Genomic DNA, 15,915 nt, shown 5'->3' with positions numbered 1-15,915 from the left:
CATTGCTCTCCACGAGATGGAGTTTGATGCCCTGTTGCTGAATCGCCTCCTGCGCGTCGGCAGGCAGGTGCTGATCGGACACGATGTCCGTCAACTGATTCAGCGCGCAGATATGGAACATGCCATATTTGCCGTATTTGCTGCTGTCGCAGACCAGCACACGACGGCGGGAGACCGTCAGCACCGCTTCTTTCACCGACGCTTTGCCTTCGCTGGGCGTTGACATGCCGCGCGCCAGATCCCATGACGACGAGCTGAGAAACGCCACGTCGATGTTAATGGTGTGCAAAAAGTTAGCCGCGCTTTTGCCGAGACAGGAGCGGTTGCGCTGATCGACCAGCCCGCCAGTGTGGTACAGCGTGATGTGCGGCATGTCCATCAGGTAGTGGCTGATGGAAAAATCGTTGGTCACCACCGTCAGGTTAAAGCAGTGGCTGGCGGCGACTGCTTTCGCCACTTCGAATAGCGAGGTGCCCGCGTCGAGATACAGCGTCTGGCCCGGCTCAATCAACATCGCTGCCAGCGCGCCCATTTTGCGTTTAACGTCATGGTGCAGCTCGGCCTTTTCCCGCCACGGCAGCTCAGATTTCAACAGGTTGTTGAGCTTCACACCACCGTTGATGGCGACCACTTTCCCTTCTTCTTCGAGCAACTGGATGTNNGGCCTGTTCCAGCTCGGCCACCGCAGCGGGTGTCAGCGGAACGTACCCCAGCGGTTTCAGCGTCAGCCAGATACGCGCGCTGTCTTCCAGTTCTTCGGTGTTAAACACCGCTTCACGTAGCGAGCGCCCACTCACCACCGGGCCGTGATTCGCCAGCAATGCGGCGATATGGCTGGCGGCGATGTCACTCAGCGCCGTGGCGATGCCTTCGTGCCCGGGGCGGAAATAGGGCAGCAGCGGCAACTGGCCGATACGCATGACGTAATAGGGCGTCAGCGGCGGCAGACAGTTTTCCGGCGTGCTGCACGGCAGGCAGGCGAGGGCGGTCAGCCACGGCGAGTGCAGATGCACCACCGCGCCGCACTCCGGGCGATGCCGGTACCAGGCCATGTGCATCGGCACCTCTTTCGACGGGCGATCGCCGCCGATGTGAACACCGTCAGCATCCAGCCGACTGAGGGTATCCACCTGCAGTTCGCCGAGGCAGGAGTTGGTCGGCGTCACCAGATAGCCGCCGTCCGGCAGTTTGACGCTGAGGTTGCCGCCACCGCCGCTGCTGTAGCCACGGTTGAACAGGGAGCGGCCGTAGTGAACCATTTGTTCGCGAAGCTGTTGTTCGGTCAACTGGCTCATAATGCGTACTCCTGCGCTTTGAAAAAGAAATCGGCCTGGCCGAAATTGCCGGACTTCAGCGCCAGCGCCAGTTGCTGCTCAGGGGCAAAAACCCACGGAACGCCGGGGGTGATGGCTTTCCCGGTGGTCAGGCGTTTCACCTGCAACGCTTCCACCACCGTGCCGGAGGTTTCGCCACCGGCAACAATAAAGGTGTTAATACCCGCGTCGCGCAGGGCGATCGTCAGACGGGCAAACGTGCGTTCGACGGCCTGGCTTGCCGCCTGCTCGCCGTAGCGCTGTTGAATGGTGCGCAGCACATCCGGCGGCTGGGTGGCGTAAACCAGCGGCGCGTGTGCATCATGCCGGTGCGCCAGCGCCCACAGGGCGATTTCATCGATATAGCCTGCGTCATCCGCCATGCAGCGGGCGACGTCCAGCGGCAGACTGGCGGCCTGGGCTTTATAGGCGTTCACCTGACGGTTGGTCATCGACGAACAACTGCCGGACAGGATCACCGNCGCAAAACCGCTGGCCTGTGCCAGTGGATGCTGTGGATGTGCGGTGGCCGCCAGCGCGCCGCCGAGCCCGGAACCGCCTGCCAGCAACGGGTACGACTGCAACGCGTCGGCGAGAGTCAGCAGATCGGCTTCGGTCAGCGTATCGACAATAATGTGTTTGTTGCCCGCCAGCTGGTGCTGATGCAGCGCGTCGGTCACTGCCTGCACACCCGCCTGCACGGTGGCGAGATTGATAACGCCAGTGGCGTTCGGGGTTTGCGGCGCCAGCAGCCGCTCAAGACTGGCGTCGGTCATCGGGTTAAGCGGGTGCTTTTCCATGCCGGATTCATTCAGCAGCACGCCATTCACAAACAGATGGCCGTGGATCACCGTGCGGCCATTCGCAGCGCCGGGCAGTGAACGATCAACGGCGCGCCGGTGGCTTCCAGCAGCGCATCGCTCACCGGGCCAATATTGCCTGCGGGGGTGGAGTCAAACGTGGAACAGTATTTGAAGTAGATCTGTTTCGCACCGGCCTGCTGTTTCAGCCAGTGGTAACACTGCAATGACTGGCGCACGGCCTCGTCAGCAGGCAGCGAACGGCTTTTCAGCGAGATGACGATCGCATCGGCGTCGTCGCTCCAGCGTTGCGTCATGTCCGGCATGCCTGGCAGTAATGCCACGCGCCATCCCTGTTCCGCCATAAAGCTTGCAATGTCGGTTGCTCCGGTAAAATCATCGGCAATGACGCCGGTCATGACAGCCATGGATTCCTGCTCCGCTCACGTTGTCTGAGAATTGAGCTTATTATTCAGCAGAAAACTTCACATTCACATGATGGTTCTCACAAACAACGGTATCGGCAAAAGGTCTGAATTGTGATTAATCTATTGTTTATTAACGATAAATTAAGGAGTGAGATAAAAACGGTGCTCACAGGCTGATGTGAAGATTCGTTAAAGGGTGAGAAAATTTGTCACGCACGAGGCAGATCGTGAAAAAGAGACAGCCCGACATGCAGGCCGGGCTGTTTCTGATGAGGCAAACAGGCTCGCTGATTATTTCTTCGGAATGATCAGCACCTGGCCGGGATAGATTTTATCGGGGTGTTTTAACATCGGCTTGTTGGCGTCGAAAATACGCTGGTAGTCATTGGCGTTGCCGTATTCCTTTTTCGCGATAGCGCTAAGGGTATCGCCAGATTTTACGGTGTAGTAATTGCTTTCTGCGCCACTCTGGGCGACCGCGGTTTTATCATCGATACCGCTAATGCCTGCCACGTTGCCAATGGCGACCAGGATCTTCTCTTTGGCTTCCTGAGAGAGAATATCGCCGCTGACCGTTGCCGTCCCGTTATCGTTGACCACAACGTTGACCTTGTCTGAATCAGGCAGGCCAAGCTTGTTGATATGCTCTTTTAACTTTTCAGCCTGGGCGGTTTTATCATTCCCCGATACGGCGTCCCAGATCTTTTCACCCGCTTCTTTCACAAAACTGAACAATCCCATACATCCTCCTGTGTGTGATGAATGTTTCAGGTAGAAACAGCAATAAGCGTAGTCGAAAATACACCGGCAAAATGTGGGGAGGCGCGCTTACTGAAAGATAAATTCGCCATAGTTTTGATTATGAAGCGATATATCACTGACAGAACTGTTTCAACAGCGCGTGCTGCTCCGTCAGTAAGTGGTAACGGTAGACCGGGCGGCCGGTGGTGCCGTACTGAATGCGGGTGAACAGCACGTTGATTTGCGCCAGCCAGATCAGATATTTGCGGCAGGAGACCCGCGAGATCCCCACCGCGGTCGACAGATCGTCCGTCGAAAACTCAAGATCGGCATGGGCATCGATCCACTGGCACAGCGTGCGCAGCGTGGGAAGCGTTAACCCCTTCGGCAAGGTATGAGACTCCGCCGCATCAGGCGCCACGCCGTGGAGCAGACGATCGATATCCGCCTGCGCGTACTGTTTTTGCGCCCTGAACTGCGTTTCTTTCGTTTTCCAGGCGGTCAGCGCCTCTTCAAAACGCGGGAATTTGAACGGTTTGATCAGGTAATCCACCACGCCGTAGTGCAGGGATTTCTGAATGGTCGGCGCATCGGAAGCGGACGAAATCATGATCACATCGGCTGTCCGGCCCGACGCGCGCAGCACCGGCAGCAGATCCAGTCCGTTCTCCTGCCGCAGCCAGACATCCAGCAGGATAAGATCGATAGCCACCGTGGGATCGTTAATCCTCTCCCTGGCCTCGCCGAGTGTCGATGCGGTGCCGGTGCACTGAAAACCGGGAACCTGCGCGACGTAGCAGCGATTAAGTTCCGCCACCATGGCGTCATCCTCGACGATGAAAACATTAAACACGCGATGTTCCTTATGACCAATGACAAAGGGGGGCGATTATCGCCGATTGTCGGCAAATCGCAAAGGCGGAGCCAGGCCGCATTTTTATGCATAGTAAACGATTACACTTGATTGGATAAAGATAATGCGTATAGTTCTCATTCTCTTTGTTATTCGCAGGCGAGGCACGGAGATTCCTGCAATCAAGTGGATGTGTTCACAGGGAAACACTGAGGCGCACGGCGACGTGATGACTGATAACCGGAACGCATAAATCCGGATGCGTCGCGCCACGGCTTATTTTTTTGGTGAAGGATTCCCTGATGAAAATGCAACTTTCCACGCTGGCGCTGGTACTTACTATGGCGCTGAGCGGCTGTGCCACGCAGCCGTCCTCTTCAACATCCGCGACGGCACAACCTGCGGTGGCGTCCACCCCCTCGACCGATATCGTTAAGCGTTCCCTGGCGGAAGGGCTGTATGAGATGGCGCTGAGCCCGACGGGTGACGCGCTGTATGTCGCCAGCGCCGAAGGCTTTAAAGATGTGCAGGGCGGGATGGTCTACAAGCTCGATCCGGCGACGCTGAAAACCCTCGGTGCGACGCATACCGATCTGAAAAATTTCGCCATGCAGATCACCCCGGACGGTAAAACGCTGTACGTGACCAACTCACTGGATGGCGGCATCAGCGCCATCAATACCGCCGACGGCAAAGTGAAAGCCCGCCTGCTGTTCAGCGAGCGCAACGAGAAAGGTCTGCCGTACGGCGCGCGGCAGATCCTGCTGCACGGCGACACGCTGTACGTTGGCGCGGTGGCCGATCCGGCGTTGATCTGGGTGGTTGACGCTAACACCCTGAAGCTGAAAACCCGCATCAAAAATACCGGCAAGTGGATGACCGGCCTGCATTATTCCGATCAAACCGGACGCCTGTACGCGGCGAACGGCAGCGGCGAAATTCTGGTGATCAACCCGCGCAACAACCGCGTCGAACAGCGCTGGAAACCGCTCGGTGAGAAACCCGCGCTGTTGTTGAACCTTGCGGAAGACGCCGACACCGGTCGCCTGTTCGTTACCGATAATTCAAAAGCGAAAACCACCCTGGTGCTGGATATCCACACCGGCAAGGTGATTAAGCAGCTCGACGTCGGCGACTCGCTTTCGGTGCTGTTCAACCCGAAACGCCATGAGATTTACATTTCGCAGCGCGATAGCGGGAAAGTGCTGAGCCTCGACGCCACGCGCTATACCGTGAAAAAAAGCTGGGATCTGCCGCCGCACCCGAACAGCCTGACGCTGTCCGCCGACGGGCAAACCCTGTTTGTCACCGTCAAACAACCGTTCAATAAGGACCACTCCACAAAAGGTCCGGACAGCGTTGTTCGTCTTGATTTAACCCATTAATTACCCGGCCCGGCCATGCGTCGGGCCTTGTTTGTTTCACTTGGCCTCTATAAAGAGCGAATTATGCACAACACCAATTCACTGTCTTTACCGTTACGCAAAACGCTGCTGGCGTTAGCGATTGGCGCGCTGAGCCACACCGCCAGCGCCGCGACTACCACCTCAACCGACGCCACAAAGAAAAAAACGGCGGAAGAAACGATGGTGGTTCAGGGCACCGACGGGAGCGATTTTAAACCCGGCGGCGACGCGCTGGTTCCGGCCTTTCTTGACGGGCAAATCGCCCACGGCGGGCGTCTGGGAATGCTCGGCGAGCAAAAAGCGATGGACGTGCCGTTCAACGTCATCGGCTACACCTCGAAGCTGGTGCAGGATCAGCAGGCCAAAACCATTGCCGACGTAGTCAGCAACGACGCCAGCGTGCAGGCGGTGCAGGGTTATGGCAACTTTGCCGAAACCTACCGCATCCGCGGTTTTAAACTTGATGGCGATGACATGACCATGGGCGGTCTGCCGGGCGTGGTACCGCGTCAGGTGATGGACACCCAGATGCTGGAACGCGTCGAGATTTTCAAAGGCGCGAACGCGCTGGTGAACGGCGCGGCGAGCAGCGGCGTCGGCGGGATGATCAACCTCGAGCCGAAGCGCGCGGAAGATACGCCAACCACCCGGGTGGGTGTGGATTACACCTCTGATTCCCAGGTGGGCGGCTCGCTGGATCTGGGGCGTCGCTTTGGNGCACCGCGAAGGCGAAACGGCGGTAGATGCGGATAAACGCCGCACCACGCTGGCCTCGCTGGGGCTGGATTATCGCGGCGACCGCTTCCGCACTTCGCTGGACTTCGGCTATCAGAAAAAGACGTTCCACGGTGGCACGATGGGCCTCAATATCAGCGGCGTCGACTTTATTCCTGACGTGCCGGACACGCGGAATAATTACGCGCAGAAGTGGGGCTACAGCGACATCGAAAACGAATTCGGCATGGCAAAAGCCGAGTTTGATCTGACCGACAGCTGGACCACCTACGCCGCATTTGGCGCACAGCACGCCCATGAAGTGGGGGTTTACAGCGCGCCGAAACTGATCAACGAAAGCGGCGACGCGACGGTCGGGCGTCTCGACACCAACCGTATCATCGACGCGTACAGCGGCATGGCCGGTCTGCGCGGCGATTTCGATACCGGCCCGGTGTCGCATAAAGTCAACGTCGGCTACTCGGCGCAGATCAAGAGCGATAAAACCGCCTGGCGCATGGCGACCAACAATCCGACCACCAATATTTATGATAATCGTGATGTTGCCATGCCGGACAACACCTTCTTCGGTGGCAACTATTTAGATCCGTTGACCACCGCGCGCAACCGTACCCAGGGCTGGTTACTGAGCGACACGCTGGGCTTCTTCGACGATTCTCTGCTGTTCACCGCCGGGGCGCGTCATCAGAAAGTGGTGGTGCGTAACTACAGCAACGCCACCGGTCTGGAAGATACCACCAGCCGTTATACCCAGAGCCGCTGGATGCCGACCTATGGTCTGGTTTACAAACCGTGGGAGGTGTTGTCGCTGTACGCCAACTACACCGAAGCGCTGCAGCCGGGCGATAACGCGCCGAAAGGGGCGGAGAACTACGGCCCCCCCCCCCATTCTCAACAGCAACAACGTCTACACGCTGGACGGCGAGCAGCGTAACCGTGGCGTTGAGCTGAACGTCTTTGGCGAACCGCTGCTGGGGCTGCGTCTGAACGGCAGCACCACCTGGCTCGATCCTGAGTTGACCAAAACCGCAGGCGGCACCAATGACGGTCATGACGCGATTGGCGTTGCCCGCTTCTATGCGGTACTGGGCGCGGAGTATGACATCAAGCCAGTTGAGGGGCTGACGGCGACGGCGAAAGTGAACCACACCGGTTCGCAGTATACCGACGCGGCGAACAGCAAAAAACTCGACAGCTACACCACGCTGGATCTCGGCGTGCGTTACAAAATGCGTCTTAACGCCGATCAGAACGAAATGGTCTGGCGCGTTGGCGTGGATAACGTCACCAATGAGAAATACTGGGCCAGCGTGGAAGACAACGGCACCTATATCTTCCAGGGCGAACCGCGTACCCTGAAAGTGTCGATGTCTTACGACTTCTGATCACCTTCGCTCTCCTGGCGCGGCAAGTTATTGCCGCGCCACTCATTTCGTCCATAACCTTGCGACATTTTTTCCTAAGTGATAAAAGGTGCCCCTTCTATAAAAAGAGACAGGGGAACGACGTGAACAACGCGTCATTAGCATCCGACAAGTCGCAAACGGATGCCGGGTCGTCGCAAGAGCCGACGCTTCACCGCGGATTACAAAACCGTCATATTCAACTTATTGCCCTCGGCGGTGCTATCGGCACCGGGCTGTTTCTGGGGATTGGCCCGGCGATTCAGATGGCCGGTCCGGCCGTTCTGTTGGGGTATGCCATCGCCGGGATTATCGCGTTTCTGATCATGCGCCAGTTGGGCGAGATGGTGGTCGAGGAACCGGTATCTGGCTCCTTCGCGCACTTCGCTTATAAATACTGGGGACCGTTTGCTGGTTTTCTTTCCGGCTGGAACTACTGGGTGATGTTCGTGCTGGTGGGCATGGCGGAACTGACCGCCGCCGGGATTTATATGCATTACTGGCTCCCGGACGTCCCCACCTGGATCTGGGCTGCCGCGTTCTTCATTATCATCAACGCCGTCAATCTGGTTAACGTTCGTCTGTACGGCGAAACCGAGTTCTGGTTTGCGCTGATCAAAGTGCTGGCGATTATCGGCATGATGGGTTTCGGGCTATGGATGCTGTTTTCCGGTCACGGCGGCGAGCGCGCCAGCGTTGATAATCTGTGGAAGTTTGACGGTTTCCTGGCAACCGGCTGGCAGGGGTTAATCTTGTCGCTGGCGGTGATCATGTTCTCCTTTGGCGGCCTTGAGCTGATTGGCATTACCGCCGCCGAAGCGCGCGATCCGGAAACCACCATTCCGAAAGCCGTGAACCAGGTGGTGTACCGCATCCTGCTGTTTTACATCGGTTCGCTGGTGGTGTTGCTGGCGCTCTATCCGTGGGTGGAAATCAAATCCGACAGCAGTCCGTTCGTTATGATTTTCCATAACCTTGACAGCAACGTGGTGGCATCTGCGCTGAATTTCGTGATTCTTGTGGCCTCGCTGTCGGTCTACAACAGCGGCGTTTACTCCAACAGCCGCATGCTGTTCGGCCTCTCGATTCAGGGCAACGCGCCGAAGTTTCTCACCCGCATCAGCCGTCGCGGCGTGCCGGTGAACTCGCTGCTGCTCTCCGGGGCCATCACCTCGCTGGTGGTGCTGATCAACTACCTGCTGCCGCAAAAAGCCTTTGGCCTGCTGATGGCGCTGGTCGTCGCCACGCTGCTGCTGAACTGGGTGATGATCTGCATGGCGCACCTGAAATTCCGCGCCGCGCAGCGCCGCAAGGGCAGAGTGCCGAAGTTTAAAGCGCTGCTGTCGCCTGCCAGCAATTACATCTGCATTGTGTTCCTGCTGATGATCCTCGGCCTGATGTGCACCATGGACGGCATGCGCCTTTCCGCGCTTCTGCTGCCCGCGTGGGTGCTCTTCCTGTTTGTCGCGTTTAAGCTGCTGCGGCGGAAAGGGTAGCCAGAGGGAAAGGAACCCAACGTAGTGTTGGGTTCCTGAATCTGATTACACTTCCGTCAGCGTGGTGCTGAGCGGCAGGCGGGATTTCGGCAGGGTGGCGTTGAAGTCTTCCGCGCTGTGATAGCCAACCGGCACCACCACTACGCTGGTAAAGCCTTTCGCTTTCAGGCCGAATTCTTCGTCCATAATGGCGGCATCAAACCCTTCCACCGGCACGGCGTCGAGGCCCAGCGCGGCGACACCGAGCAGGAAGTTGCCCACGTTGAGGTAAACCTGTTTCGCAGCCCAGTGCGCGTCATCTTTCAGATCAATGCGGTGCATATCGGCAAAGAAACGGCGACCTTTCTGGTTACCCGCTTTCGCTTCCGGAGTGGCGAAACGACCGTCTTTGTCTTCCTGATCCACCACTTTTTCCAGCCAGGCATCGTCGATCGCCGTTTTGGCGCAGAACACCACTACGTGCGATGCGTCGAGGATTTTACGCTCGTTAAAAGCGTAGTTACCGGCAGCGGCTTTGGCGACGCGCGCTTTGCCTGCGTCACTGCTGGCGAGGATGAAGTGCCATGGCTGAGAGTTGGTGCTTGACGGGCTGTACTGCAACAGGGTTTTCAGCTTTTCAGCCTGCTCAGCGGTCAGTTTTTTAGTGGGATCGAAGGCCTTGGTGGAATGGCGCTTCAGGGCGACAGACACGATATCCATACATACTCCTCAGTGATGTTTTTTACTGAGGGCAGATTACCGTGAAGATGGCACCTTGATAAGGGTTAAAAATGCCGTTATCGCCCCGGACAGCGGCTCACACGGGGCGCAGCCGTTTTTGATCCCGCTTCGGCAACTTATCCACCACCAGATTCCAGGAATCGGCGATCAGATCGGCCAGCAGCTCATGACTGATATCCTCGCCGGGCACGACGGTGATCCAGTGCTTTTTGTTCATGTGATAACCCGGCTCGATGCTGCGGTATATTTCCTGATGCAGCAGCGATTTCTGCGGATCGGCTTTCAGATTGACCAGCGCGCGACCGCGCACCGTCATGGTCAGCATAAACATCCGGTCGCCCACTTTAAACACGTCGCAGTCCGGCCCAAACGGCCAGCACTGCTCGGTAAAAGGGAGTTCCAGCGCGAGACGGTGCGCGCTGGCATGCAGTGTTTTTTCATTCATCAGGCGGTTTCCTCTGCCAGCGCCAGCCACATGGTTTCAAAACCAAGGGCGATAAGCTCCTGCGCGCGTTGCGGTTCATGCCCCGCAAATTCGATAGTGGTTTCCGCCAGCGCCAGGAAGAGGGCGTCGCCAAAATCCTGATACTTGTCGGAAAGAAAGACTTTACGCAACGATCGTTCGCACAACTGGTGCAGTTCAGGGAACATGTTGCTCACCTGCGATCGCGTCTCTTCGGTAATTTTTTCACTCAGCGCCATGCGGCGGATCGCCTTATGGCAGACGGGATTACGCACCCCCCAGTCGATGTAACTGTTCCAGATATTTCGCATGTGCGCTTTCGGGGTGGTGGCATTGGGATCAAGCTCAGAGATCATCGACTGGATAAGCGATGACTTGATATGCAGGTAAAGCACATTAAGCAGATCGTCTTTGGTGGCGAAGTAGCGAAACAGCGTTCCTTCAGCAACCCCGGCGCTGCGGGCGATGGCTGCGGTTGATGCCGCGTAACCTGACTGCGCGAAGGCAGCCGTGGCGGCTTCCAGTAACGCTTGTTTTTTATCCTCACTCTTTGGACGAGCCACTACACTTTACCTCTCTGACGGCGAAAACCTTGATTGAAGCATGCGTTATGCAGCACTTCAACGGGGAATGTCAAAATTTGAAAATCGTCTTGACGACTTTCTATTCATTCCTATAATGAGTGCTTACTCACTCATAATCAAGTCTAATACACTCGCCTTCTGACGGAACAGATCGGATCTGCCTGGTCGGGATATGAAACGACTCATTTTCAGCGTGGTTGTACTCATGATAATTGCTTCAGCAGCCAGTTTGCCGTTTGTACTGAATGCCGGTTTTGGGCAGGCGCCACAGGGCGCACAGCTGACGGCGGTGGAAAGCTCGCCTAACTATCGGGACGGGCAGTTTCATTATCCGCTCCCGACGCCGGGCTATACCGGTGATAAAAACATGCTGGCGGCGTGGTGGGGCTTTCTGACCACGAAACGCGAAAACGCGCGCCCGTTGCAGCCGCTGCCGCTGGTGAATACCGATCTCGCCAGCCTGCCGCGCGAACAGGAAGTGATGATCTGGCTGGGGCACTCGTCCTGGTATCTGCAACTGGCCGGGCAGCGCATTCTGATTGATCCGGTGTTCAGCAACTATGCGGCGCCGTTTAAATTCCTCAATAAAGCGTTTGCTGGCGACTATCCGTGGAAGGCGGAAGAGATGCCGGAGATAGACCTGCTGATCATCTCGCATGACCATTACGATCACCTCGACCACGCGACGATCACCGCACTGATGCCGAAGATCCACCGCGTGATCACCCCGCTGGGTGTGGGGTCGCATCTGCTGTACTGGGGCATGGACAGCCAGAAAATCACCGAGGCGGACTGGCAGCAGCAGATCAGCGTGACTGACCAGCTCACCGTGCATGTCCTGCCCGCGCGGCACTTCTCCGGACGTGGGCTTAAGCGCAACCAGACCCTGTGGGGCAGCTTCATGTTTGTCACCCCGCAACACAACATTTACTACAGCGGTGACGGCGGCTATGGCCCGCATTTCAAGGCCATTGGCGAGCAGTTTGGCACCGTTGATCTGGCCATTATGGAAAATGGCCAGTATGACCAGGACTGGAAATACGTCCATATGATGCCGGAAGAGACCGCGCAGGCGGCGGTTGATCTCAACGCACAGGCGGTACTGCCGGGCCATGCCGGGCGGTTTGTGCTGGCGAAACATACCTGGGACGATCCGTATAAACAGCTGGCGCTGGCCAGCCGCAACAAAGGCTATCGCCTGTTAACGCCGGTGATCGGCGAGCCGGTGCGCGTTAACGATCGCAGCCAACAATTCAGAGCCTGGTGGGAATAACCCCAGTGCCGTAAAAAGAGGGGAGGGAGGTATGACAATTTCCGCTCAGGTTATCGAGACAATTGTCGAGTGGATCGATGACAATCTGCATCAACCGTTGCGTATTGATGACATCGCACGCCATGCGGGATACTCCAAATGGCATCTGCAACGGCTGTTTTTGCAGTACACAGGGAAGAGTCTGGGACGCTATATTCGCGATCGCAAACTGCTGCTGGCGGCGCGCGACCTGCGGGATACCGATCAGCGGGTGTACGACATCTGCCTGAAGTATGGGTTTGACTCACAGCAGACGTTTACCCGCATCTTTACCCGCACGTTCAAACAGCCGCCGGGCGCCTGGCGTAAACAGAATCATACCCAGGTGCTTTGACACCATTCACCTGCATAAGCCCCGGTTCGCCGGGGCTATTTTTTAGCGTTCCGCCAGCGAAAACCAGCGGCGCCAGACGAAGCGGATGACAGCATATTCAATCGCTCCCAGCAGTAAAAACCACAGGCAGAACAGCACCGTATACAGCTGACTGAGATCCATAAAATGGAACGTTTCCATCAGCGATTGCGCCAGCGTCAGCCCCAGCGACGGGGCAGGCAGCAGCAGGCAAGAGAGTAGAGCCAGCAGCAAAATGCCTGCGGCCGTCATCAGCGATTCCAGCGGATGTTTCATTACGTGTTAATCATCAGTTAAAAAAGCCATTGTCCGGCAATTTTCACCATTCGCCAAAAAAAAGTGCATTTACGCGCTGGCGGCCCAGATTTCGCAGTGTTTTTGCACCAGTTGAATCAGCGATCCGCCGTCGGCAATGAACTGACGCATCCCCTGCGCTTCGCCTTCGCCCTGTTTCACCTGCCGGGCGATCTCTTTCAGCGCGCTACTGGCGCCGAGCTTGTCGCCGTACGGGGCAATCTTATCCAGCAGGCGGGTGATGTCCTCACTGATGGTNGGGAGGAGCCCCGCCATGTTCACCGCCTGCGCCAGCGTCAGCGGGGTGTCCATCACCCGCACTTCCACGGTGCCGAAATCGGGGCTCGGGCGAATATCCCAGTGCAGATCTTTAATGCCATCGATCATGCTGGTGTAGCTCAGGCGGCGGAAAAGCCCTTCGAACTGCTGCCAGTTACTGACCCACGGCATCGCGCCCATGTCCGGGAAAGCGGAAAAAATGTTCAGCCGGGAAGAGGCGAACTGCGTGTCGCTGCCCTGCGACCAGGGTGAAGTGGCGTTGATGGCAATAAAATGCGGCACGAAGCGCGACAGACCATGCAGCAGATAGATAGCGTCATCGCCGCTCTGACAGCCGACATGCACATGCTGACCGAAGACCGTGGCCTGACGTACCAGATAGCCAAAATGCTCCAGGTGCCCCCCGCCGCCACAGATTTGCAGATGATGGGCGTCGGCGGCGCGTAACAGAATTTGCTGGATGGCAGCAAACTGCGCGCTGGCCTGATGAATGTCCTTGCAAACGCCGGTGGCGATTTCCAGCATGCTTTCAGTGATATCGTGCTTTACTTCGCCGGCTTTGACGTCCGCTTTCGCGGCATCGATGAGTGTGGCGGAATCCTGACTGAGATCGTAACCCGGTGGCGTCACCACCTGCAGTTCCAGTTCAATGCCCAGCGTGAAAGGATCGGAGACGTGGAAATCGGGTAAAGACATAGGCAACTCCCTGACATTTTATTGTCAGTATAGGAAAGAATGCCGCCGTTACCCCATCCGGTGCTCGCCACGTGCCAGCGCCGGGCGATCGAACATGCGCTGGATGGCGCCGTCAGCCATAAACGCGGCGCGATCAGACATATGCGCAATCACGTCCGCATCATGGCTGACCAGCAGATAGGTCATCCCGTGCTCTGTCTTCAGTCGATTCAACAGGTTAAGGATTTCCGCCTGCACCGACATATCCAGCGCTGATGTCGGCTCATCCAGCAGCAGCAATTTTGGCCGCAGCAGCAACGCACGGGCAATCGCCACGCGCTGGCGCTGGCCGCCGGACAACTGATGTGGGTAGCGCAACACGGCGTCGGCGGGCAGACCGACGTCGGTCAACGCGGTGGTCACGCGGTGTTTGATGTCGGTTTCGCCGTGAATTTTCAGCGGCTCTGCCAGCGTGCGGTACAGCGTATGGTTGGGATGCAGCGAGGCGTAGGGATCCTGAAACACCATCTGCACGTTGCGCCGCAGCACGCCCTGAAAGCGGGCGCCAGGGCGGACAGGCGAATCAAACAGCGACACCTGCCCCTGCCATTCGCGCTGCAACCCGGCCAGGACGCGCAACAGGGTTGATTTACCGCAGCCGGACGCGCCGATCAGACTGAACGTTTCCCCGGCCTCGACGCGGAACGCCGCATCACGGACGGCAACTTTGTCCGCAAAGCGCACCTGAAGCGCCTCAACGTTAACGATGGTCATGCGGCTGCTCCGTAAAGTTCAGGCTGCGGTCGAGGGTCGGCAGCATTGTTCCCCAGGTGCTGGCGTTCGGACGACAGGTCCACAGCGTCCGCGTGTAGGGATGCGTGGCGTGCGGCAGCTGCGAGGCGGCCATTTCGTCGACTTTTTCGCCCTGATACATCACCAGTACACGATGGCAGTGTTCCGCCACCAGCGGCAGGTCATGGCTGATCAGCAACATCGCCATGCGCCGCTGTTCGCACTGCTCCACCAGCAATTCAAGAATTTGATTACGCAGGCGGGCGTCGAGGGCGGAGGTCGGTTCATCGGCAATTAATATCTGCGGATCGTTGACCAGCGCGATGGCGATCATCACTCGCTGGCCCATGCCGCCCGAGAGCTCGCCGGGGTAGCGCTGTAAGACGCGCGGCTCAAGCCCGACGGCCGCGATCGCCTGCTGGATTTTTTCCTCACGCTGCGCGCGGCTCAACCGCTGATGCAGGGTCAGCGCCTCGCTGATTTGCGCATGCACCGTTTTCACCGGGTTCAGGGCGTAACGCGGGTCCTGCAACACCATCGCGATACCGTTGCCGCGCAGCTGCTGCCAGTCGCGCGGACGCAGGGCGAGGAGATTGTTCCCCAGCACGTTGAGCGTACTGGCGCTGACAACGCCGGGTTTACGCACCAGCCCCATCAGTGCGCGGGCGGTCATCGATTTGCCGGAGCCGGATTCGCCCACCAGCGCCAGCCGCTCGGTGCCGAGCGTAAAACTCAGGTTGTTCACCACCCGCGCGCCGGGGTAGTCGATATTCAGTCGGTCAACGGACAGGCGTAAGTCAGTCATGTTGCGGCTCCAGAACGTCGCGCAGGCCGTCGCCCAGCAGGTTAAAGGCGAGGCTGGCGAGCAAAATCGCCGCCCCCGGAATGGCAGCCACCCACCACTGGTCGAAAATGACCTGCATGCCATCGGCGATCATCGCACCCCATTCAGACATCGGTGGGCGCGCGCCGAGGCCGANACAAGGGCGGACGGCAGACACAGCGGCAGAATATGGCCCGCTAACAAACGCAGGCCGCGAATGCCCATCATCTCTGCTGCCGCAAGATAGTCGCTGTGGCGCAGACGCTGAATTTCACTGCGTGCCTGGCGGGCGTAGGCAGGCCAGGTGGTTAACGCCAGCGCCAGCGCGCCGTTGACCAGACCGGGGCCAAGCATGGCGACAAAGGCAAAGGCCAGAATCAGACGCGGCATCGACATCACCACGTCGGTAAAGCGCATCAGCACGCGTTCCAGCCAGCCGCCGTAAT

Annotated in this window: 13 protein-coding genes and 5 pseudogenes; 5 read left to right on the top strand and 13 right to left on the bottom strand. The window is 57.9% G+C overall.

Annotation, left to right across the window (positions count from 1 at the left end; genetic code table 11):
* The 5 genes and pseudogenes from GM30_RS19580 to dcuR all read right to left on the bottom strand — a co-directional run.
* A pseudogene (locus tag GM30_RS19580) lies at positions 1–667 on the bottom strand (DeoR/GlpR family DNA-binding transcription regulator); the annotation flags it as partial.
* Positions 663–1,295, bottom strand: a pseudogene (otnC, locus tag GM30_RS19575) (3-oxo-tetronate 4-phosphate decarboxylase); the annotation flags it as partial. The pseudogenes GM30_RS19580 and otnC, both read right to left, overlap by 5 nt.
* A pseudogene (gene otnK / locus GM30_RS19570) lies at positions 1,292–2,541 on the bottom strand (3-oxo-tetronate kinase). The pseudogenes otnC and otnK, both read right to left, overlap by 4 nt.
* A gap of 291 nt (positions 2,542–2,832) precedes the next feature.
* Entirely contained in the window at positions 2,833–3,282 is a 450-nt protein-coding gene (gene lysM / locus GM30_RS19565; RefSeq protein ID WP_049849970.1) for a peptidoglycan-binding protein LysM, read from the bottom strand.
* A 133-nt stretch (positions 3,283–3,415) separates the two neighbouring features.
* Positions 3,416–4,135: a two-component system response regulator DcuR gene (gene dcuR, locus GM30_RS19560; protein ID WP_049849969.1), complete on the bottom strand. Its 720-nt coding sequence runs from the start codon at positions 4,133–4,135 to the stop codon at positions 3,416–3,418.
* Positions 4,136–4,437: 302 nt separating this feature from the next.
* Here dcuR and GM30_RS19555 point away from each other — a divergent pair, with 302 nt between their 5' ends.
* From GM30_RS19555 to pheP, 3 genes and pseudogenes are all read left to right on the top strand, one after another.
* The gene (locus GM30_RS19555) at positions 4,438–5,520 is read left to right on the top strand and encodes a YncE family protein (protein WP_049849968.1); all 1,083 of its coding nucleotides are present in this window, start codon (positions 4,438–4,440) and stop codon (positions 5,518–5,520) included.
* A gap of 63 nt (positions 5,521–5,583) precedes the next feature.
* Positions 5,584–7,661: pseudogene (locus GM30_RS19550) on the top strand (TonB-dependent receptor).
* A 122-nt stretch (positions 7,662–7,783) separates the two neighbouring features.
* Positions 7,784–9,175, top strand: coding sequence for a phenylalanine transporter (gene pheP, locus GM30_RS19545; RefSeq protein WP_049849967.1), 1,392 nt, complete (start codon positions 7,784–7,786; stop codon positions 9,173–9,175).
* A gap of 45 nt (positions 9,176–9,220) precedes the next feature.
* Here the strand turns inward: pheP and nfsB are convergent, their stop codons facing one another.
* The 3 genes from nfsB to GM30_RS19530 all read right to left on the bottom strand — a co-directional run bounded on the left by nfsB (position 9,221) and on the right by GM30_RS19530 (position 10,921).
* Positions 9,221–9,874 (bottom strand): oxygen-insensitive NAD(P)H nitroreductase, encoded by a 654-nt coding sequence (gene nfsB, locus GM30_RS19540; protein ID WP_049849966.1) that lies wholly within the window; start codon positions 9,872–9,874, stop codon positions 9,221–9,223.
* A 97-nt stretch (positions 9,875–9,971) separates the two neighbouring features.
* Positions 9,972–10,340: an MmcQ/YjbR family DNA-binding protein gene (locus tag GM30_RS19535; RefSeq protein ID WP_049849965.1), complete on the bottom strand. Its 369-nt coding sequence runs from the start codon at positions 10,338–10,340 to the stop codon at positions 9,972–9,974.
* On the bottom strand, positions 10,340–10,921 hold the full coding sequence (locus GM30_RS19530) for a TetR/AcrR family transcriptional regulator (RefSeq protein WP_049849964.1): 582 nt from the start codon (positions 10,919–10,921) through the stop codon (positions 10,340–10,342). The genes GM30_RS19535 and GM30_RS19530 overlap by 1 nt, the downstream gene beginning before the upstream one ends.
* Before the next feature lie 178 nt (positions 10,922–11,099).
* On the opposite strand from GM30_RS19530, the gene GM30_RS19525 reads away from it, so the two are divergent.
* Positions 11,100–12,215 carry an MBL fold metallo-hydrolase gene (locus GM30_RS19525; protein WP_162213001.1) on the top strand — a complete coding sequence of 372 codons (1,116 nt, stop codon included), beginning with the start codon at positions 11,100–11,102 and terminating at the stop codon, positions 12,213–12,215.
* Between the two features lie 31 nt (positions 12,216–12,246).
* The gene (locus tag GM30_RS19520; RefSeq protein ID WP_049849962.1) at positions 12,247–12,588 is read left to right on the top strand and encodes a RamA family antibiotic efflux transcriptional regulator; all 342 of its coding nucleotides are present in this window, start codon (positions 12,247–12,249) and stop codon (positions 12,586–12,588) included.
* Between the two features lie 42 nt (positions 12,589–12,630).
* On the opposite strand, the gene GM30_RS19515 is transcribed toward GM30_RS19520, so the two are convergent.
* The 5 genes and pseudogenes from GM30_RS19515 to GM30_RS19495 form a co-directional block, all read right to left on the bottom strand.
* Positions 12,631–12,882 carry a DUF1158 domain-containing protein gene (locus GM30_RS19515; RefSeq protein WP_049849961.1) on the bottom strand — a complete coding sequence of 84 codons (252 nt, stop codon included), beginning with the start codon at positions 12,880–12,882 and terminating at the stop codon, positions 12,631–12,633.
* Between the two features lie 69 nt (positions 12,883–12,951).
* On the bottom strand, positions 12,952–13,875 hold the full coding sequence (locus GM30_RS19510) for a YbdK family carboxylate-amine ligase (RefSeq protein ID WP_049849960.1): 924 nt from the start codon (positions 13,873–13,875) through the stop codon (positions 12,952–12,954).
* A 48-nt stretch (positions 13,876–13,923) separates the two neighbouring features.
* Positions 13,924–14,628, bottom strand: a complete 705-nt coding sequence (locus tag GM30_RS19505) for an ABC transporter ATP-binding protein (protein ID WP_049849959.1) — start codon at positions 14,626–14,628, stop codon at positions 13,924–13,926.
* Positions 14,615–15,451 carry an ABC transporter ATP-binding protein gene (locus tag GM30_RS19500; protein ID WP_049849958.1) on the bottom strand — a complete coding sequence of 279 codons (837 nt, stop codon included), beginning with the start codon at positions 15,449–15,451 and terminating at the stop codon, positions 14,615–14,617. The genes GM30_RS19505 and GM30_RS19500 overlap by 14 nt, the downstream gene beginning before the upstream one ends.
* Positions 15,444–15,915 (bottom strand): annotated as a pseudogene (locus GM30_RS19495) (ABC transporter permease); the annotation flags it as partial. The pseudogene GM30_RS19495 and the gene GM30_RS19500, both read right to left, overlap by 8 nt.

This window comes from Trabulsiella odontotermitis (assembly GCF_001188485.1).
GTDB lineage: Bacteria > Pseudomonadota > Gammaproteobacteria > Enterobacterales > Enterobacteriaceae > Trabulsiella > Trabulsiella odontotermitis_A.
This window is presented reverse-complemented; position numbering and strand designations above follow the sequence as displayed.